The organism is Enterobacter cloacae complex sp. IR5458 (assembly GCF_049238025.1).
GTDB lineage: Bacteria > Pseudomonadota > Gammaproteobacteria > Enterobacterales > Enterobacteriaceae > Enterobacter > Enterobacter kobei.
On record NZ_JBMKIF010000050.1, the window covers coordinates 1 to 19535 of the forward strand.

Annotated in this window: 12 protein-coding genes and 1 pseudogene; 5 read left to right on the plus strand and 8 right to left on the minus strand. The window is 46.9% G+C overall.

What is annotated here, in order from left to right; genetic code table 11:
* Nucleotides 1-56: 56 nt before the first annotated feature.
* The 3 genes and pseudogenes from ACOTYN_RS23830 to ACOTYN_RS23840 form a co-directional block, all read left to right on the plus strand.
* A pseudogene (locus ACOTYN_RS23830) lies at nt 57-170 on the plus strand (helix-turn-helix transcriptional regulator); the annotation flags it as partial.
* A gap of 132 nt (nt 171-302) precedes the next feature.
* Entirely contained in the window at nt 303-1712 is a 1410-nt protein-coding gene (locus tag ACOTYN_RS23835; protein ID WP_332959365.1) for a YfjI family protein, read from the plus strand.
* Nucleotides 1713-1849: 137 nt separating this feature from the next.
* Entirely contained in the window at nt 1850-2476 is a 627-nt protein-coding gene (locus ACOTYN_RS23840) for an inovirus Gp2 family protein (RefSeq protein WP_006812025.1), read from the plus strand.
* 114 nt (nt 2477-2590) lie between these two features.
* Here ACOTYN_RS23840 and brxL read toward each other — a convergent pair whose 3' ends face one another.
* Genes brxL through ACOTYN_RS23880 form a run of 8 tightly spaced genes read right to left on the minus strand, consistent with a single transcriptional unit; the run spans nt 2591 to nt 17767 of the window.
* Complete coding sequence (brxL, locus tag ACOTYN_RS23845) at nt 2591-4660, minus strand: protease Lon-related BREX system protein BrxL (protein ID WP_100126886.1); 2070 nt, start codon at nt 4658-4660, stop codon at nt 2591-2593.
* Nucleotides 4661-4670: 10 nt separating this feature from the next.
* On the minus strand, nt 4671-7268 hold the full coding sequence (pglZ, locus tag ACOTYN_RS23850) for a BREX-1 system phosphatase PglZ type A (RefSeq protein WP_100126887.1): 2598 nt from the start codon (nt 7266-7268) through the stop codon (nt 4671-4673).
* A gap of 2 nt (nt 7269-7270) precedes the next feature.
* A complete protein-coding gene (locus ACOTYN_RS23855; protein ID WP_100126888.1) occupies nt 7271-8104 on the minus strand; it encodes a DUF4435 domain-containing protein in 834 nt (277 codons plus the stop codon).
* Nucleotides 8101-9192 carry an ATP-binding protein gene (locus ACOTYN_RS23860; RefSeq protein ID WP_023157615.1) on the minus strand — a complete coding sequence of 364 codons (1092 nt, stop codon included), beginning with the start codon at nt 9190-9192 and terminating at the stop codon, nt 8101-8103. The genes ACOTYN_RS23855 and ACOTYN_RS23860 overlap by 4 nt, the downstream gene beginning before the upstream one ends.
* The gene (pglX, locus tag ACOTYN_RS23865) at nt 9192-12875 is read right to left on the minus strand and encodes a BREX-1 system adenine-specific DNA-methyltransferase PglX (RefSeq protein ID WP_332959373.1); all 3684 of its coding nucleotides are present in this window, start codon (nt 12873-12875) and stop codon (nt 9192-9194) included. Before pglX ends, ACOTYN_RS23860 begins: the two co-directional genes overlap by 1 nt.
* Before the next feature lie 48 nt (nt 12876-12923).
* Nucleotides 12924-16538, minus strand: a complete 3615-nt coding sequence (brxC, locus tag ACOTYN_RS23870) for a BREX system P-loop protein BrxC (protein WP_100126890.1) — start codon at nt 16536-16538, stop codon at nt 12924-12926.
* Nucleotides 16539-16550: 12 nt separating this feature from the next.
* On the minus strand, nt 16551-17153 hold the full coding sequence (locus ACOTYN_RS23875) for a DUF1788 domain-containing protein (RefSeq protein ID WP_032634494.1): 603 nt from the start codon (nt 17151-17153) through the stop codon (nt 16551-16553).
* The gene (locus tag ACOTYN_RS23880; RefSeq protein WP_100126891.1) at nt 17150-17767 is read right to left on the minus strand and encodes a DUF1819 family protein; all 618 of its coding nucleotides are present in this window, start codon (nt 17765-17767) and stop codon (nt 17150-17152) included. Before ACOTYN_RS23880 ends, ACOTYN_RS23875 begins: the two co-directional genes overlap by 4 nt.
* A gap of 424 nt (nt 17768-18191) precedes the next feature.
* Here ACOTYN_RS23880 and ACOTYN_RS23885 point away from each other — a divergent pair, with 424 nt between their 5' ends.
* Nucleotides 18192-19055, plus strand: coding sequence for a GTPase family protein (locus ACOTYN_RS23885; RefSeq protein ID WP_100126892.1), 864 nt, complete (start codon nt 18192-18194; stop codon nt 19053-19055).
* A 91-nt stretch (nt 19056-19146) separates the two neighbouring features.
* On the plus strand, nt 19147-19535 hold a 389-nt coding region (locus tag ACOTYN_RS23890; protein WP_336816128.1), incomplete at its 3' end, for a DUF932 domain-containing protein.

Sequence of the window (19535 nt, forward strand, 5' to 3'; positions counted from 1 at the left end):
GAATGAAGATTCCGACGTTACTAACTGAGTGTTGTATCTAATCGTGGGGGCAGGTCACAACGGCCTGGAAACTGGAGCAAGTCGGTCAGTTTCCGTTGCGTAAGTCTATTGGGTTGAAGTCCTGTGGCTGGCTGTTAAGCGATCTACTTTGCTGGATTAACGAACGTTAGCATCCAGAGATTTTGTGCATTTATTTTTGTTTTTTTTCTGAGTATCCGTGTTCATCCTGCTATTTCTGCAATTAATAGCGGAATAGCAACTTGCGCGGAACTTTTTAACGTGAATTGTATTAGAGGTGTTATATGTTTAACGGTAGTCCTTTCCCTGTAGATGCATTTCCTCAGATTATCAGAAATGCCATTTATGAAGTGGAACAGCATACGCAAGCCCCGCAAGCTTTGATCGCAGCTTCTGCTCTGGGAGTTATTTCTCTTGCTTGTCAAAACCGGATTGATGTTTGCCGGCTGAACAATCTGCGAGGCCCAGTATCACTTTTCTTACTGACACTGGCAGAATCCGGTGAACGGAAAAGTACGGTTGATAAATTGCTGATGGAGCCATTATATCAACTGGAGGAAAATTTATTTGAAAAGTACACCCATGATCTTACCGTCTGGCGAAATGATGAAGCGATTTTTAATATTGAAAAAAAATCTCTGATGTCAAAACTCAAGTCAGAAATTAGACGTAACAAAGATCATTTGGCAACAAATGAAAAACTTAAAGTGCTGCTGGCATCGCATCCTAAATCACCGGTGAGATTCAAGCAGATATTTAACGATTCCACACCCGCGGCCATTAAAGATTACCTCTGTGGCTACTGGCGATCTGTAGGCATTATGTCTGATGAGGCTGGCACTATTTTTAATGGTTACACGCTGAACGAACTGCCTTTCATCAATAAGATGTGGGATGGTGCAATGTTTCCTGTAGAAAGGAAAAGTGAGCCTGAAAAATTAATCAGAGATGCCAGAATGACACTGTCACTGATGGTCCAGCCTAATATTTTTAAGGGTTATATTAAACGGAAAGGTGATATGGCAAAGGGAATAGGTTTCTTCGCACGATGCCTAATCTGCCAGCCTGGTTCAACACAAGGCAATAGACAAATTACTAGCCCGGTTGTTTCAACCGAATATCTACCAATATTTCATCAAAGACTTATGAAGATCGTTAACGAAAGTATTGCTAGAAATAATGAAAATGATCGTCTTTGCCTCCGATTCACTGTAGAAGCAGAAAAACGCTGGATCGCATTTTCTAATAATGTCGAGTATGAAATGGGGATTCTTGGAAGACTGTCAAACTTTAAAGATTACGCATCAAAAATGGCAGAAAATATGGCAAGAATAGCCGCACTATTGCACCATTTTAATGGTGATGAGGGTGATATCTCACTTTTAACAGTTGAGGCCGCAGTAGAGATAAGTACCTGGTATGTTGGCGAGTACGTACGCTTGTTTTCTAAACCCCAGGAATTCACGCTGGCAATCTCGGAGGCGGATGAACTTTATTGGTGGATAAATAATTATTGTATTCGACTCAAGGCATCTTGGATTACTAAAAATACAGTGCTCCAATACGGCCCTAATAAATTCAGGAATCGTAGCAAAGCAAATGAGGTGCTTAATACGCTATATTCTCAAAATAGAATACTCACAGAAAAGAAAGGTAAGACAGTATTTATAGCCATAGCAGGCTCAATATTCTGACATTCTACGGTTGAACAGATATTTAATTCAAGAGTAAAAATACAAACTGAGCCTATTACCAGTAAGGGTTTGTTATCTTGATAGGTAATATATTTGTAGTCCAATCAATACCTCAATATTACTTGGTAGGATACTATATGACATACGACAGTGAGTTTGGTTCACATGTATCCCTATATCGGGATAGAATCAAACAGGTTATTGATGACTCCCTAAACGAACATCTTAACTCAATGATTCTACGTGTTGATCTGCATGACCCAATTGATACAGAAAATATGGATAACCCATTCTTTCAACCCAGGGTTGACTCTGGTGCTATATCTCGCTTTACCAGTGCGTTAAAAGCAAAGCTTAAACACGATAAGCATATTAAAACTCAACGGAAAGACTGGCCTGATAGTCGACATTCCACTTTACGTTACGCATGGGTCAGAGAATATACCAAAAATGGAAAGCGGCATTACCATTTGATACTGTGTTTCAATCAGGATGCTTATTATCATTTAGGTGATTACGACTTAAACCGTAACACGTTACGTACAATGATAACGACAGCTTGGTACAGTGCACTTGGCATCCCTATAGATAGCTCGGGGAAGTTAGTTAATTACCCGCCAAATGGCAAATACCTTCTCAATCGTAAAAGGGAGAACTTTGAGGAAACTTATAACGACTTATTGAATAGGGTAGATTATATGACTAAGGTGCGAACAAAAATCTTCGGTGATGGAGACCGTAATTTCGGTTGTAGTCGAGGTTGATTTATTTTTTACAGCCATAGCCTTTGTTATGGATGGAAAGGCTATGGCTATTGTATGATGTCTCAATTCTATGACGGATATGTTACAAGCATTACTGGCTATTGCATAACCATCTTAGTTGACGCCTAAAGCTTTATAAACAGCGTCCACCGGGTCTGCATAAAAGCTTACCTGAAACTTGGTAAATAATTCCGTCGGTACTGTTGGGATATCCATAGCTGATGCCATCGGCAGCAGTACGCGCTTAGCTCCACTATCGAATGCTACCTGTAGACATGCTGCCAGATCCTGCACTGGTTTAATCACGCCTCCCAGTGTCATGCTACCCAGGACGACCATTTGTTCCTGTACGGGCTTAGCCAGCAGCATAGAGCAAAAGGCAATCAACGATGCAAGGCTGGTGGTTGTACTTGGCCCGGTGTTGTGAAGTTCTACCACATGCAGATGATATTCATGTTCAGAGAATTTTGCTGCTGCACTGATACGGCTCAAGTTGCCTTTGAAATAGTCGAAACCAACTCGAACAGCTTCTTTCGCTGCAGTATTCGATCCCAAGCCTGAAACGGCATGTTTACCATTTCCCGCCATCATTTGGGTTTCAAACCGGTATAGGCCAGTCATCCCTGAGTCTGCCTGAGTAACCAAATGTACTACACCAGGTTTTTGCATTCCTGCCGGAATCAGTTCGCTCCCGCCTTGTTCTGGCACACTGACGAAAAATTCTTCCAGGCTGTCGTTATCGATATAGCTGAAGTTCACATCAAAAAACTCGAGACCGCCGAGTTTCTTAAGCTGTTCTTTCACACGACGACGAACCTCTAATGCATAGGTCAGACACACGCGTACATCTTCTTTATCGTAGGCCCCATCCGGATGCATTAGCTTTAACAGGCCAGATACAGTGCGGCGTACAGCAATCACATCACGCTGGTTGAGGTTGTTTCCCAGCTTGAAGAATTTATCAATCGCGTCTGAGAAGCTACGTTTACGCATTTCACGCATGTACTCGGCGAGATAATCAGTGATTAAACCGTAGCGGTTGGTGAAAAATTCCGGACGCATTTTGGGAATTTCCCAGCCAGGAATATAGGCGTGGAAACGATCAAAAAATGCGGTATCGATCATTGCATCCGGGAATGGCGCGAGCAAATGGCTAGTTTTTACAAGCGTATCCACGCTCTGATTAATGTTGCCGACAAACACCATGGAGGCTTTTCCTTCAATGGAGTCACGTCCGCGAGAGAACGAGCCTGACGCCATGTAATCCTTCATAATTTGCACGCCGTCTTTGTCTTTGAAAGTAATTCCCGCCACTTCATCAAACGCCACCACGTCCCACATGCCGACTAAACCAATCTGGCGGCTGGCCATGTTGTAGAACAGATTAGCCACGGTGGTCTGCCCACCTGAAACCAGCAATGAATTTGGTGAGCATTCCTTATAGACGTGGCTTTTACCGGTACCGCGTGGTCCGAGTTCGCAGACGTTATAATTATTCTCAACAAACGGGATCATGCGGGCAATCAGATGCCATTTGGTGCGCGGCTCAATATTAGCAGGTTCCATCCCTACAGAGCGCAGCAGCACGTCAATCCACTGGTCGCGATCAAATTGTTTACGTGCCTCAAAGACTTCATCCATGTCCATATTCGGCATCTGAATAGGCTTCAGTGTGAACAATGAAAAAGGGGATGTTTTTTGCCCTTCTTCGTAAAAGTAGTTCACCGTAATCATGCACCAGATGCCGCCGGTCAGCAGTTTCTCGTTATCTTTCACCATTTGAGATGGAACCAGGGCATCCTTAATGCCGAGGTTAGATAGCTGAGCTTCGTAAACGTCTTTCTTTTGGTTTAGCTTCACCGTGACTTTATCGATGATTTTGTAGGAGCCGCGTTCACGAATCAGCGATTTTATTTTTTCTGCTTCATCCGGGCGGACGTAGTTATCAGAAAGAATACGTTTAACAGACTGAAGCCCCTGATCGACGACCTCATCATCATCGGATGCACAATACATACCGAGCAAATATTCCAGTACATAGACCGGAACATTCGCCCCTTCTTTAAGTTGTTTAGTCAGGTCTTTACGCACCACGCGGCCACGAAAGTGCTGATTCAACAATGAATCCAGGTCCTGAGCAGAGGCCATTTCCATGTTGGTCGCCGAGTTATCCTGCTGTTGCATAACGCCTCACTTAAAAGAAGTCATCCTGGAAAGCCAGGTCGATTGTAATCGGATAGCGGCCATACTCTGTGGCGCTGTCCGCATTCTCTAGGATCAGCACATATTTGTTTTTACGATTGAATGCTGTGCCCATGAGTTTCATGGTCACATCGCGGGTACGTTTCCCCATATCGTCATTGTCGCTATCGAAGCAAACCGTTTCCATGCCGGAGACAACCTGATTATTTTCATCAACGATAAAGATATTCAGCGTGCGCGGTTCATTGAGGTCGTCCACCGCTGTAGTCTGGATAAAGCCGATTTTATCAATACTGTTAACCAGTTTTATTACGTGGTCCCGTGCAACAACTGACACTGGTTGGCGCTGTGGTTGTTTCTCGGCTGCTTTTTTCTCAAGCGCACGAATCTTCAAAACGGGAACACACACTTCCTGCAACATAGCCCCGCCATGAACGAAACGTGCACCACCTACAAAGTGGAAACGCTGTACGCCTTTTGGCAACAGGAATTCACTTTCATCGCTTGCGCCTGCGGTATCTGCCAATTTGCCGTGCCAGCAAAATTCACTTTCAGGCAGCTGATGCCCAATAATGAATCGCTTATTTGCTTCAATCGCATTTACGGCTTTACTCTCCAGCTTGGTTTTATCTTGCTCGACCAGCGCCTGTTGTTGGAACAGGAACCCATGATCGGCAGTGACAAAAATTCGGCTGGCATTAAATCGGTTACGTAAACGTGAGACCAGATCTTTTAGCTCAGTGATGGCACTTCGGCAGGCCTCAAACGTTTTATCTTCTGTTGCAGCCTTATCACCAATGGCATCAATAGTGTCGTGCCAGATATACACCACGGAGGCGTTGCGGATTTGATCGTTTACTTCCTGGTTGTTGGCGTTCTGCAAGTCCTTCGCTTTAAGTGCAACACCATTTACCTTTGTCAGGATAGCGGCGCGTTTTTCAAACCCTGAGGTAGACATCCCATCGGCATATACTATGCCGGAATTGTCAGGCAGATAACTCAACGACTCATGAGGTAACAATGCCGCCATACCTAGCTGTGTGTAGCTTGGCAACACCCCCGTCTGAGAGCGCAGTTCGGCACTGAAGTGCTTCTCATGATTGATGTGTCGACCCAGTTCTTCTGCTACCTCGTAGCGCAACGCATCTGAAATCACGACAAAAACACGTTTCACCTGCGAAGTGTCAAATTGCCGTTTCACATTCTCTTTATAGAAATTACGCTGCAACGGCACGCCGCTAATTTGCCAGGTCTGCATGCGATTTTCCGCTTCCAGCAGTTTGTTCCATCCACGGCTCAGCTCTGCCAGATACCAATTGCTGTAAAGCTCTTCAATGAATTTATCCAGCTCATGGAGGATCATCGCCCCTTTACTGTGCACCGGCGCGGCATATTCATTGAACAGGCGGTAGGTCTGATCGAAGCGATAAATTTCGTCGCAGTAGGCTTTCCAGAACGCGCCGGTATCAGGGAAATTAAAACCGTCAGTATAATGATTACGAAGATTCAGCAGGCGCTCAGCCTGGCGTAGCGCATTCCAAATGGAGAGATATTCCGGGCGAGTCTGGCTCCAGTATTTCGCACTACGTTCTGACACCAGTGCTTTAAACGCGTCCCTGTCCAAGGTCGTGCTTTCTTCCTGTAGTTGAGTCACCAGGCCACGGATAATCAATTGCTCGATAGCTTCGAAGGTGTCACATTTTGCCAGCGCATACGGCGAGCTGTAGTTGTAATGCTCTTTTGGCTGCAGTATCTGTTGTAAGTCTTCTGCACAATAATCGTATTCTGCTTTATAACGACGATCGTTCCGCCACGCTCCCATAAAGGCCAACGCAGACGCACGACCTGCGGCAGTAGTCAGCACATTTTTACTCAACCACTCACGATGAGTGTCATCACCTTGTGCCCAAAGATCGGTACAGAACAGTTTCAGCAGTAGGTTTTCCAGCGTTGGTGCTTCTGCCTGGTAACCCAGTTCTAGACTAAGGACTTCCCAGAGGACCTTATCCAGCCCCAGCTTTTTCAGCACGGCAAAAGTATTCTCCAGGGTACTATCATCCTGATGACTTGCGGCAACAAATTGCTGGATCAGAGCAAACAGGATTTCTTTGGTTTCAAAGGTGCTGGCTCCGGCAACCACTGCCAGCATCTTCTTATCGAGGGATTTTTCTGTTTCGCGCTCGGTGACCCAGCCTTTAAGTAACTGGGTACGTTTGACGGTAAAGAAGGCTTTGCGAAGTTGAATATGTTCGCGCAACCCTAGTTGTGGGATGCCCAGTGAATTCAGTGTGATCGCTGCATAGTCAGCGTGGAATTCGGTGCTATAAAGGCGGATGTCTAGCAGCCAGTCCTGCTCACGGGCAGGAACTTCACTGGTAAAATAGAGTAAAAATTTCTGTGTTGGCTCGTCGATTTCGATTCTTTTTTTTGTGGCGAGCACAGAAACACCGCGCATATCCAGCAGCGTGACGTTGTCGAGATCCAGCTCATTGAGCGAATCGATGAAGCGTTGTTCCGGGTCGTGCCAGAAGACGATACGGTTGTCGGTAAACTTCTGACGAAGCCCTGATTCCAGTTCTTTAAATTGCATAATTAATTTTCTTCTACAGGCAAATTCATTTCATGCCAAATAAAGTCAAGGTCAGCAGGCACCGGCATTTCTCTGAACCATACATCAACTGAAATCGCTTTCGGCATAGTAAGTAATCGCATGAAAGCTGGGGTCACAACGGCTTTATAAAATTTTTTGCCGTGAACAATTGTGCGTAACTGTTCATCAACTGGCAAATCGCGGATTTCGGCCAGTTTGCTCTGGTATCTTTGTAACAGTACTGCAGGATCCAGATGTGCATGCCAACGCTCGCAATGCGCCAAAAAACCGGGCTCTGTAATCACCTGTTGAGGATCAAGAAGGTCTCGGTTAAATCCGAGCGATCGCAGTTCATCCCAAAGCGGGTTGATAATGGCCCATGCGGTACCAAACTGAATCCAACTTTCAAGATTTGCGGTAATCGATGACGTAATAGCCTCTATCGCCGCTGCGCTCTCACCGGGGAGTTTGGCTCTTTGCTTGGGTGGCAGTCCAGGTAAAAGCTCACTTGGGACAACAAGATAGTTTTCGATACAGAATCTGGGTAAAACTAACAGGTTAGGCAGCTGTTGTTGCCGATGATTCAGTTGGGCATTATCCCACTCATCACGATCAACAATGCCCAGCCATGTGGGCTGCTTTGACAAAATTTCAATAACATTTCGTTTACCGCCAACTTCTGCAAGGACCCATCTCGTTTCCCATTGGGGATCAACTTTTTTTAGGAGCTGAGTAAAAACGAGTTCGTCCGTTTTTCCCTCAACGACTAACGCTCTTTTACCTTCGGTGATTTTTGTCTCAAGGATGGTCTTGATATGCCACTCAAACTCCTTCATTGCTCATCACCTTTTTCAACCGAAAGAGGATAGCGGAGTCCTAAACTTTCGTAGCGCAGCCAGACGTCAGTAGCATGGGAAGTTAAAATAAGCTGACCATGCTTTTTCTGGATAATGTTTTCCAGTGTCGCAAGCAGAGGCGAAACCAGAGAAGGGTGAAGGTGCAGATCCGGTTCGTCGATTAATACGACGCCACCCGGCTGAAGCCAACGTTGAACCATAAAGAGCATGATCAAGACCTGATGCTCACCAGAACTCAGTTCATCCAGCGTATGAGTATCGCCGTTAGCAAGTTTGACCTGCTGACGCTGTCCCGGCAGTATCTCTTCTTCAATGACTTTCCCTGAGAAGAATTGATTCAGCGTTTTCATCATCTCTGGATACAGCTCAGGGAGCGTCGCTTTCATGTTGAACAGCGAGGCTTCCAGCTGATCTTTCCAGTCAGTGGATGGAGAGTAAGTAGCTAACCAATTTTTACTTAGGTCATCAGGCGCTAATGAAGAAAGATTGTTCTTTGGAGTAATCCAGCGGCGTTCTTCTGCATCCAGATAGATGATATTTGGAACGGTCAGAGTCATACCTGAATTGAGCCTTCCAAGTACAACTTGTGCACGAGTAATTGAAAGTGTCTGTAACCACTCATCAAGCACGTAATCTGTGACAAAGCCATTTTGAGTCATCAGGCTGGTTTTCTTTTTCCCCCCACTAACTTCCCCAATCCAGATTGTGTTAGACGGTTGTTTAGTGATGAGTTGATCAACAGCGTCCTCATTTCCGAAGAATAAACCAACACGAATAGGGGACTGGTTAGAACATTTGAGATCGGAGAAAACCACGGCAAAAGTGCCCCAGCGCTCTAACCACTTTCTTGCCGAATGGCTCGCAGGCATTGGCTTTTTATGATCAAGCCAATACCCTAATGCATCCCACAACATAGCTGCGCCACGAAGCAGCGTCGATTTACCGCAGCCGTTCGGGCCGGTGAGCAGGACATTATCCTCCACCTCTCCCGTCCAGTCGTTTCTAAAGCTAATTTCCGCATCGCCCAATGGGCCAACACTCTGCGTATAAATCGCCGCTATTTTCATCAAATCTCCTCAGGTGCGCTACCGGTAATGGCCTTCACATCCGCCAGCAGATCGCCAAATTTGCCGTAGTTAACCTTAACGCCGTCGTCCAGATCAATAGTGATACGTCTATCAGCATAGTGGCGCAAGCGGTCGTCGAAGCTACGCAGCTCGTTGAATTTTTTGGTCAACCCATCCAGCTCTTTTTTCAGGCGTGTGTTGACCGCACCAGATTCAGCATTCTTAAGCTGATCATTAAGCAGATCGATATTACCCTGGTAGCGTGCCAACAGCGGAACCACGTATTCGGTACGCATACGTGAGAGTGTGCCTTCATTATAACGATGCAGATACACCAGGCACTCAAACGCTTTTTCTTTACCAGAGCTGAATAGCCAGTAAATCGGACGCTTTTTATACATTTTCATATGATCTTTCCAGAACTGAGTGGAAAGATAGCGACGAATAGTATCCAGCGAAGATTCGCCTTTTTTCGGCTTGATTGCGTACAAGCAGAGACTTTCGGCTATGAAATCGAGGTTTTCCTGCTGGTGCTCCTCACCCCAGACGATACGGACGAACTCTTTGACACGGGCAGTCACGTCGTCATCGAACCAGTCGGAATCCATTAATGGTAGGATGCCGTCTTCGTCGGCAGGGAAGGTTTGGTAAGCACCTTCGGCAACTAACTCGGCAAAGCCTTTGTTGCCTTCGTGGGCGTAGACCAAGCCTTTGCGATCGAGGGAGTAGCGGCCCATTTGGCAACCAACAACATATGAAAGTAACTCAGAAAAAGTATCGCAACACATCATATTCTTTAAATCTTTTTCATTGTTATTTTCTGCATATCTAAAATATGGATTATAAGTAAGTGTAACATTCTGAATTGGAACATCTTTTATTAATTCATCACTTAAGCCATAAATTTCAATGAAATATTCATTGTTATATTCCTCTAGTTCTTTAACCTTATGCACAACACCTATTATAGTATCATATAGTATGTTATAGATATGCTCTAAATTTGAGCCGTTTTTTTTCATGCTAACTAGTGCATTTGTTTTAAATTCCCACGACGTTTCAGATGCATCCCAATCGAGCTTTGTTAACTCAATTAACTGGCTTATTTTATCGTGATATTCATTGCTAATGAACATTTCTTTTTTAATTGGTAATGATGCTATATTTCCCGGCAAAAAATTTAAAGTGGGGTTCATTGCTTGTAACATTACCACAGGTAGTTTAGAGCAAAGAAAACCAAGAAGATAAAAATTATATTTATCATCGTACGGGAAAGCATTAGCTGACGCATCATTAAAAAGGAAACCTTTTGGTTGATATCGAACTCCAAAATTATCAGAAGAAATCTTTGTCCATGTAATCCCAGACATAAAAATTCGATCGAGATTAAAATTGTGAGCTAGCGTTCTTTTGCCTGAGTCATGCATTTTATTCTGTAGTTCGTAACCATCTGCAAACCAATTTAAAACTGTTGTATTGTTGCCATACCAACGCCTATAGTCACCACCTTTAGACTGAGGAAACCATTTCTTTTGGGATTTTTCTGCTGAAACCCGAGTACAATCGAACCCAATACTCAAGAATGATATCTCTTGCCATTGGCGTATATAATGATCGTTATTCCCTGTAATAAGACCAATTCTGGTGTCTGCATAAGATGATAGCATCTCGCCAGTTAAAAAAATATCTCTTAACTTTTCGCTTATCCAATAAGCGATAGGGGTTCCAGGTATTTTCTTAAATTCATATTGCTTTGAAAGATCGAACCTTTCCTTTTTTTTATTTAATGCATTTTTTTTCTGTTCTTCGCCACCCTCGATTAAACGAAAAAATAGCGGTCGATAATCATCGTTATGATGATTACTTATAACCCAAGCAGTGGTCTGTACTATTTCTCCAGCTATCTGTCCAAATGCACGCGCACCTAAATGTGCCATGGAAATAAAAGTCTTATTATTTAGTAGCCAGTTACGAAGTGCTCCGTAACTCGATAAAAACATCCATGACTGCATATTCACTTGAGCATTGAAACCATTCTCTTTGAGCAAAGAAAATGCATGTTGCATAAACATCGCAAACAAATCTGACTTGCTGTCCGGGAATTGTTTTTTAGCAAACTCTTTCAGATCACCATTCATCCCTTTCCCCCCCATATACGGCGGGTTCGCGACCACAGCATCATAACGTTGCGCCAGTATCCACGCCTGCTGAATATATGGGATCAGCTCTGCCGCAGCCTCTTTCTGCTGAATATCACCTTCAACAGCCAGACGATACAATCCATCCAGAAACGCTTTCAAAGCCGCTTCGTCTTCCTGCGGTACCTGAATCAGTGATCCCAGCGTTTTTGCGCTGGTGAACAACGCCAAAGTACGCATCAGCAGCTTATATTCCGCGCTGTCGGTATTGGCCAGTGCCGTCCCCTGAGTAAACATATCTCCCATGCTGCCGCGTTGCACCTGTTGGTGGTAGTTCAGCTTGATCCAAAGCTCAGCGATATCCAGCTTACTTTCCTGCAGGGAAACAATATTCAGACGTACACCACGGCCCAGAAAACGACGATCGTCCTGACGGGCAAGCATCAACATCGCAAAACCAGACAGCTGTGCGGCGCGGTCGTCGATGTCCAGACCGAAGATATTATTTTCCAGAATCAGCTGCGGAATATCACGAGTACGATAGCCGCGCTCTTCGTAAATCGCCTTCAGCACTTTATAAGCTTCTGTCAGGATATGCCCGGAGCCACAGGCCGGATCCAGCACTTTAATGCTTTCAGGCTCAATGCTGGATGGGGTGATAGCTGCCAGCTGTGCCCGCACTTCCGGCGTTTGCTCTGCTGGCTCAATGTAGTAAGGCATTTTGCCTTTCAGGCTCGAGTCCGGGTAGGTTTGCAGCCACTGGCGACCCACCGAGTTCTGCACCAGGTACTGCACAATCCAGTTCGGGGTAAACAGCTGAGTGGCGGCGGGAATATCTTCGCTCTTCACCACCTTGCCGATCACGGCATCTTTTTTCTCGGAAATATAGAACTGATACAGCCAGCCGATCACTTCGACCTGTTCCCAGTCTTCTTCAGGAATGGTGTCCACCAGCCCGCGCAGAATGGAGTCGGTGCGAGTCAGGTTATCCGGCAGTACCAGTTCGATATCATCATTGACCGCTTCGAACAGGAAAGGCATTGCACCGTGCAATGCATGGCACTGTGCCAGCAGCAGTTCGCGGTACAGCTCTTCGTCACGATCGCCCGCCAGCTTCATCTCCACCAGGCGCGCTTTGTCCAGCTCCAGAGCATCAGCCACCTCCGGCACATGCTCCAGAACCTCAAAACCCCCTGCCAGCGTCGGGTGAGACAGCATACGGAAACCGTGATCAAGATAGCCATGCAGCTCCATATAGCGAATAGCGCAAAAGCGGTTAAACCAGGTATAAGCGATGTGCTCCACCAGCACGTCGTAGCCCTGCTTTTCTGCACGCTTGACCAGACGCTTACGGCGTGACGCCAGTGCTTTATCCAGCGAGAACTGACCATAACGCACCTGGTCGCCAAGATCGGTTGCTTGTACAATTTGCAGGTTGCCTTTTTTATCGGCTTCAATGCCCAGCGTAGTCAGTTTTAGCATGACCGCATCGCGGAACTGTTTACGTGCCACCGGGGCGTATTTTTTGATGTTTGACGTATTCATGTGGAGTCCTGAAAAGGGCAGACAACATCTGCCCTGAAAATGGGGAAATTACTGAAGCTGAACGCGTTCGCCTGCGTTAATAGCTTCCATTAGCGTTTTACGGAGTTGTTCCAGCGCTTTGTCTACCTGTTCGGCGTTATCCAGCGTTGTCACACCCGCAGCTCGTTCCATCGTTTTACGCGTGTTCACGTAGATGGTCTTTTTCAACTTGGGTTCAGGCTTAGCTATTGGAGCGATAATCCCTGGCTGAGGGGCGTTTTTTGGTTCAGGCACTTTCTTACGCTGTTCTTCAACCCAGCCGTTCAGTCGTTCGTTTGCTTTAAATTGTAGCGCCCGAACCTCAGCCTGCTCTTCCATAATCTGTGGGATCAGACCGTTCTGCTCCACTTTCTTACGCGATTGCTGCATCGGGTGTAAAAGCGAGTGCTGCAAGTCAGCAGGGACGTGCATCTCCAGCATGCTTTGCTTCAGCTCATTGATATGACCATCGATCTGTAGCAGCGCATGGCTTCGGTATTCTTCCACCAGACGTTGGTTGATGGTTTCAACGGTTTCAATCAGCGGGATAATCCGGTGCAGCTCTCTGTAAGGTCGTGCCTTGCTGTAGATACCTTCCAGCTCCTGCAACGCCTTTTGGGCCGTTTCGTCTTTATCCAGTGCGTTACGGTTAGCTTTAAAACTGCCATTCAACGCCATACTCAAGCGCTGCCAGGTGGCGTATTGGTTTTTGTAAAAGCTGACCAAATCGTCCCAGTCTTCCGAGAAATCTTTAAGATCGTCAGCCGCTGCGGTGATTTTTTCAATCACCGCGTATTCTTCTTTCTCGTTGAGGATCCCGTTCAGCAATACCAGGCCTTCTTCTATCTCTTTACGGCCAGGGTTTTGTCCATTCTCTGCACGAGTTTTAAAAACGGTCAGTTCGCTCTTCCAGCGGCCAAAGAGTTCGCGAATATGAGAGACCAGAGGCTGTTCTTCACGCTCGTTAAACGGTTCTCCGGCAATCTCAGCCATCAGCTGCGCAGCTTTAGTCAACTGCGCTTCGTCATGGCGACGAACTTTATGCAGACGCAAATCGCTGTAACGACGTGAATTATTAAACGCCTCCCACGCCTGCTTCAATGCGATTTCACTGCCTTGCAGAGTGAAGCTGTATTTACCGCTGCGTGCCAGCCGAGCCACCAGCAATTTGACTTCATCTTCCGGCCAGCCAAATGGACGACGGCCAAAAGTGGTAAGGATATCCCGCAGGTAAACTGGCTTATGAGTCTCAATACTCATACTGATCCAGTTATCCACTTCACGCATCGCCTCTGGGTTGGACTCTTCCATTTCCCCGAGGTCGAGCTGGGTATCATTTTCTATTGTCAACAGCGCGTGAGTTTCACGATTTACGTCTCCGGTACTGAGACGCAGCAATTTTAGTTTGGAGAAACTGTTCTCGATAACGTAACCGCAGGCTGCATCCACGATAGCTAACGGCGAAGAGGATTTCTTATCCAGCCGTTCGCCTAGCGCCCAGACATCAGCCTGAGCCAGCAAGCCTTCAATCTGCGCCTTCAGCGTTTTTTCGCGCATGCCATTTTCACGGCCTTTTTCCGCCAACAGCGTTGCCTGTTCCGGGCGCTGACCGCTTTGCTTGCTAAGGAAGGCTTTGGTCTGCGCGTACATGGTCAGGTCTTGCCAGGTACGAGCCTCATCAGGCAGGCAAATTAAAATGCAGTCTTTACTGTCCGTCATCAGCAGGCTATTGGAATGCGCCCCCTTGTAGCTCTCGTAGTTCGAGTCCAGCGGCGTGAGCACTTTAACTACCAAATCGTTAAGATTTGCGCCATCCAGTGGGTGCCCGTTACAGAAGCGACTGATATCAAAATCCTGCTTATTGGCTGGATAGCGATATCTTTTGTTCTTCAGGATCTCTTCGAAAATGATGGTTGAAAGCTGCTTATTGATGGTGGTGAATTCAACATCAATATTGCGGATTTCGTTTTCAATCTCTTTTTCTTCGTTAGTAAGGAAAACGAATTTGTCATCAATACGCGAGATCAGCATTTCAGCCTGCAGACGATTAAGACTGGCTTCAATCTGTCGACGGAGTTCCACTTTGTCAGTATCAATACGCTCAATGGAGAGCGTGACGAGGTTATCAAGAGTACTTTTCAGCACGTCAACGTAGCGGATCAGGAACAGCGTCTTTAGCAGTTTGCCGTCAAATTCCGTCAGTGACGGAGACTGGCAGGCCTGAATGATAGTGCGGCTAACCGCAGGTTCCAGGAAGCTTTCAATCGCAGAGTAGAAACGCCAGAACGGGACCAGGCTATCCAGTCCATCTGCAGAAATCTGGACTGCTGCCGACTGGAAGGCATCCAGCAAAGAGCGCTCCCCCATTGCCAACTGCTTACCTGCAGCCCCTTTGGTACGGATTGACTCAAAGACCTTTTGCAGGATCTGGTAATGCCACGGCACAAACGGATAGTTATCCACGAACTCGCGACTGTTGGTATAGGCACGCAGCGTAGCCGTGGTTGTCGTGTCGAACGCCAACTGGTTACGCAAAATATCGCCTTTTTCCTGCCAGACAGCTTCCAGCGCCGGTATTGCCGCTTCTGTTTTCACCAGCAGACGTTTCTGGATAACTTCTGAGGTATTCGAGCTGGAGAGTTGTAAGCGCGTTGAGAAACGTCCCTGAATCTTGGAGAAGTCCTGACCATCACGACTGCTCATACCGCCAATAGCGGCATTAATGTCAGCCTGGGAGGTAACAATCACCCATGCCCGCCCACCACAAATAACACCTAAGTTTTCGGTGATGGTTTGCAGCTTCAGCATCATCTGGGCATCTTTACCAATGAACTGACCAACTTCATCGACCATAAACAGGATATTACGGTTACCCTGGCTGTCGAGCCACTCTTTCACCCACGTACAGAAATTTTTGATATCCAGTGGGAAGTTCTTATCAAGTTGCTCGATCCACTGACGAGAAGACTCTTCACTCTGGCCTGTAGCTATGCTCAGCGCCTGAGCCATCTGATCGTTTATCATCAGATAAACATCGCGTTCGTCTTCCCAGCGAGACCCGGTAATGTCCGCGAAGGCGGCCCTAAAGGTATCAAACTGTCCACGCTTATCGAGCTCACGTTCCAGATGTGCAATATGTGGGAAGTCGCCACAATAACCAGCTAGTTCGTTAAAGACTTTCAGAAAGACTTTGAGTATGGCATCAACGCCATCTTCAACATTCGCACGTGAGTCAATATTGAATAATATGACATCGGTCGGATGTTGTACCGATTTCCGAATATCAGCCAATAGCAGTGCATCATCAATTTTCTCTTCAAAGAAGGAAAGTGCATTACGAGTAACACCATTACGGCTTACTTCGCGGTTCGCCAGTAGATAGGATAAGATCTTAATGAAGTGTGATTTACCGGAACCAAAGAAGCCTGAAACCCAGACGCCTATTTTGTCAGCAAGCTGTAATCTGCCTGGACCTGTAGCTGGAGCATATACTTCAAAGAACTGACGCAGGTGACCATCGAGCTCCCGAGTGATGACATACTCATCCAGTTCTATCCAGGCGCTTTCGTCGTCGGTCTGCTCGGCTTTAACCACGCCGTTAATATTACGTTTTAGCGGTTTCTCAAAAATTTGTTCAATATTCATTGCTGTCGTCTTTTAACGTGGAGTCAAAGTTGCCGCAGGTCCGGTTTCAGGTACCAGTCTGAAGGCGCGATAATAGTTACGGGAGTTAATACCAGCGAGTGGTGAAAGATCATATCCGCTGTAGGTGCCTGGATAGAACATCAGCAGTGGTGTAAACCCCATCACGTCCTGAAGTGCGCTCATAAGCTCATGACCACGAACCAACGGCCAGGCGTTACCGAGGCCCGTCAGAATGACAAATTGCTGGGCAGGAAGATCGACCGTGCGTGCAATATATTCCGCAATTTTTTTCTGGCTCAGCGGGGCTGCCAGATGTTTTTTCAGTGTCTCAAGGCCAAGCTCAGGCTCTCGCTGGCAGATACGGTCAAAGAGCTTACGTTCTTCCAGCATATCGATGATGACCTGGAAGATATTTAGCGTTTTATAGGTGTACTTTTTATCCAGTTTTTTGAATAAAAAGTGCAGGTATTCGCGGACCTGAAGCTCTTGCTTTGCCGGATAGTCAAAGATCCAGAAGCCAATCTCATTGCCGGAACCTTGGTTTTTCAAAAAACGGTCGTCGCCGATACGTTCTTCTAACTGCTTTAATCGATATTCAAGGATCGGGTCATTCATGCGTTACCCTCCAGAATAGGGAGCAGTTCGGCTTTGTTTAAACGATGCAAGGCCGTTGCAACATCTGGTAGAAGGAAAACGTTTTGTAAATTGCGGCGGCGTGGGCTATCCAGGTAACCAGCTTCTGCCAGTGCCTTAATCAGATTGTTACCCATCTTTTGGATAGATGAATCAGAGAAAGCCGCCAGCTCCGGGTGCAATCGCAGATTCTCATCCACGAATTCATTCCAGCAATTTCCGCTGAGTTTTTCTTTAAACTGCTGGCGTGCCGGGTTCACCACATCAGCGACAAATTCCGCGACAATGGGAGACTGATTCATCAAGGCGACTAACAGCATTTGCAGACGTTCACTTTCACTACCATTGACAATCAATTGCCAGCATTCGCGGTCCAGTGTCATAAGCCGAAGTTTTACTGTTCTGGCATAGCGATTCGCCGTGCTGGTGGAGGATGCCTGAAGGATATTTTCATCGATTATTTGCTGTTGCCAGGTCGTTTCGTCTGGTTCAGAAAGCAGCAGCTTAGCAATAATCCTGCTCTCACGAACCATCAGCGCGCCGCCCAGCAGATCGCCAATCCAGCGTTTATCATTTTTAATCATGGTAGTTGTCATCAAAAATCCGGAATGCTGCTCGCAAAAAATCAAGTAATGATTGTAATCGGCATGCAGGGTAGATGCCATGACTATGGTCACCCCATTCATGTGATTTATTCATGCTGGTTATTGACTGATCGCGATCATAGATTCGAATCGTGGTTAGACGGTCTTACTCCAGTTATCGACTCTTCACAGGGCGATATCACAGCGAATTATTAACGATCATTCCCGAGTGTTGAAAATGGGTCTTCAAGTTAATCGTGTATAGGCCTTATCTGTGTCGATTTAATGGTACAGCCAGTATGAACAAGGGAATCCAGGAACGTACGTCCTTAATTTAAATAATTTTTCGATATATATCATGCTCTTGAATGCACCAGTATAACGGCGAGTCCATCAAGGATTCGCCGTTTTTGTTTTCTTTGTCTCGGGAGATGTCATGAAAAATAAGGAAGGCCAACAGTCCCTGCAGGACTCGCTTACGGGTTTGCCGGAATGGGCCTCAGAGCGGGTCATGCAGCAGATACGTCAGCTCACAAACTACGAACCAGCGATCGGTATTATGGGAAAAACCGGGGCGGGGAAATCGTCACTCTGTAATGCGTTGTTTGCCGGTGAAGTATCGCCGGTCAGCGATGTGGCGGCCTGCACCCGTGAACCTTTACGCTTTCGTCTGCTGGTTGGCGACCGCCATATGACGCTGGTGGACCTGCCCGGTGTGGGCGAAAGTGGCGCTCGCGATAACGAATATGCTGCGCTGTATCGCGAACAGCTTCCCCGGCTTGACCTGGTGCTGTGGCTGATTAAGGCCGATGACCGGGCGCTGGCAGTGGATGAACACTTTTATCATCAAGTGATTGGGGAGGCATACCGGCATAAGGTGCTGTTTGTTATCAGCCAGTCGGATAAGGTCGAGCCCACCAGCGGTGGGTGGCCATTGTCCAAAGAGCAGAAGCAGAATATCAGCCGTAAAATCTGTCTGCTGCATGAGCTGTTCCAGCCCGTACATCCAGTGTGTGCCGTGTCGGTCCGTCTTCAGTGGGGACTGCGGGTGATGGCCGAGCGAATGATTAAGTGCCTGCCACGTGAGGCCACCAGCCCGGTGGTGTCGCAACTCCAGCCTTCCTTTCGCACGACGGTAGTCCGGGAACAGGCGCGTAGCGATTTTGGTGAAACCGTCGGTGCTGTACTCGATAGCATCAGTGCCTTTCCCCTGATACCCGCCCCGGTGCGGGCCGTCATTCAGGCCGTGCGCACCACCGTGGTGTCAGTGGCCCGTGCCGTCTGGGATTTCTTCTTCTGAGTATTTAACCCATCCCTGTTATTTCCCTAACCCTGTCGCCGATGCGACGGGGATTTCTTTTATTTGTTTTCCCATTATGAGGAGTCTGCTTATGACCCGTCTGGCTTCGCGCTTTGGCGCAGCAAACCTTATCCGTCGCGACCGCCCGTTAACCCGTGAGGAGCTGTTTCGCGTGGTGCCCAGTGTGTTCAGCGAGGACAAACATGAATCCCGCAGTGAGCGTTATACCTATATACCTACCATCTCCCTGCTCGACAGCCTACAGCGAGAAGGCTTCCAGCCATTCTTTGCCTGTCAGACCCGCGTGCGTGACCCCGGTCGTCGTGAACATACAAAGCATATGCTGCGTCTGCGGCGTGAGGGGCAGATTACCGGTAAACAGGTACCAGAAATTATCCTGCTCAACTCCCACGATGGCACTAGTTCGTATCAGATGTTGCCGGGACTATTTCGTGCGGTTTGTCAGAACGGGCTCGTCTG

Bases quoted from the DNA above. Each gene is read 5' to 3' on its own strand.
- pglX (WP_332959373.1), bottom strand. From the start codon at position 12,875: ATGAATACGTCAAACATCAAAAAATACGCCCCGGTGGCACGTAAACAG.
- brxC (WP_100126890.1), bottom strand. From the start codon at position 16,538: ATGAATATTGAACAAATTTTTGAGAAACCGCTAAAACGTAATATTAAC.
- pglZ (WP_100126887.1), bottom strand. From the start codon at position 7,268: ATGCAATTTAAAGAACTGGAATCAGGGCTTCGTCAGAAGTTTACCGAC.
- ACOTYN_RS23880 (WP_100126891.1), bottom strand. From the start codon at position 17,767: ATGACAACTACCATGATTAAAAATGATAAACGCTGGATTGGCGATCTG.
- ACOTYN_RS23860 (WP_023157615.1), bottom strand. From the start codon at position 9,192: ATGAAAATAGCGGCGATTTATACGCAGAGTGTTGGCCCATTGGGCGAT.
- ACOTYN_RS23835 (WP_332959365.1), top strand. From the start codon at position 303: ATGTTTAACGGTAGTCCTTTCCCTGTAGATGCATTTCCTCAGATTATC.
- ACOTYN_RS23875 (WP_032634494.1), bottom strand. From the start codon at position 17,153: ATGAATGACCCGATCCTTGAATATCGATTAAAGCAGTTAGAAGAACGT.
- ACOTYN_RS23855 (WP_100126888.1), bottom strand. From the start codon at position 8,104: ATGAAGGAGTTTGAGTGGCATATCAAGACCATCCTTGAGACAAAAATC.
- brxL (WP_100126886.1), bottom strand. From the start codon at position 4,660: ATGCAACAGCAGGATAACTCGGCGACCAACATGGAAATGGCCTCTGCT.
- ACOTYN_RS23885 (WP_100126892.1), top strand. From the start codon at position 18,192: ATGAAAAATAAGGAAGGCCAACAGTCCCTGCAGGACTCGCTTACGGGT.
- ACOTYN_RS23840 (WP_006812025.1), top strand. From the start codon at position 1,850: ATGACATACGACAGTGAGTTTGGTTCACATGTATCCCTATATCGGGAT.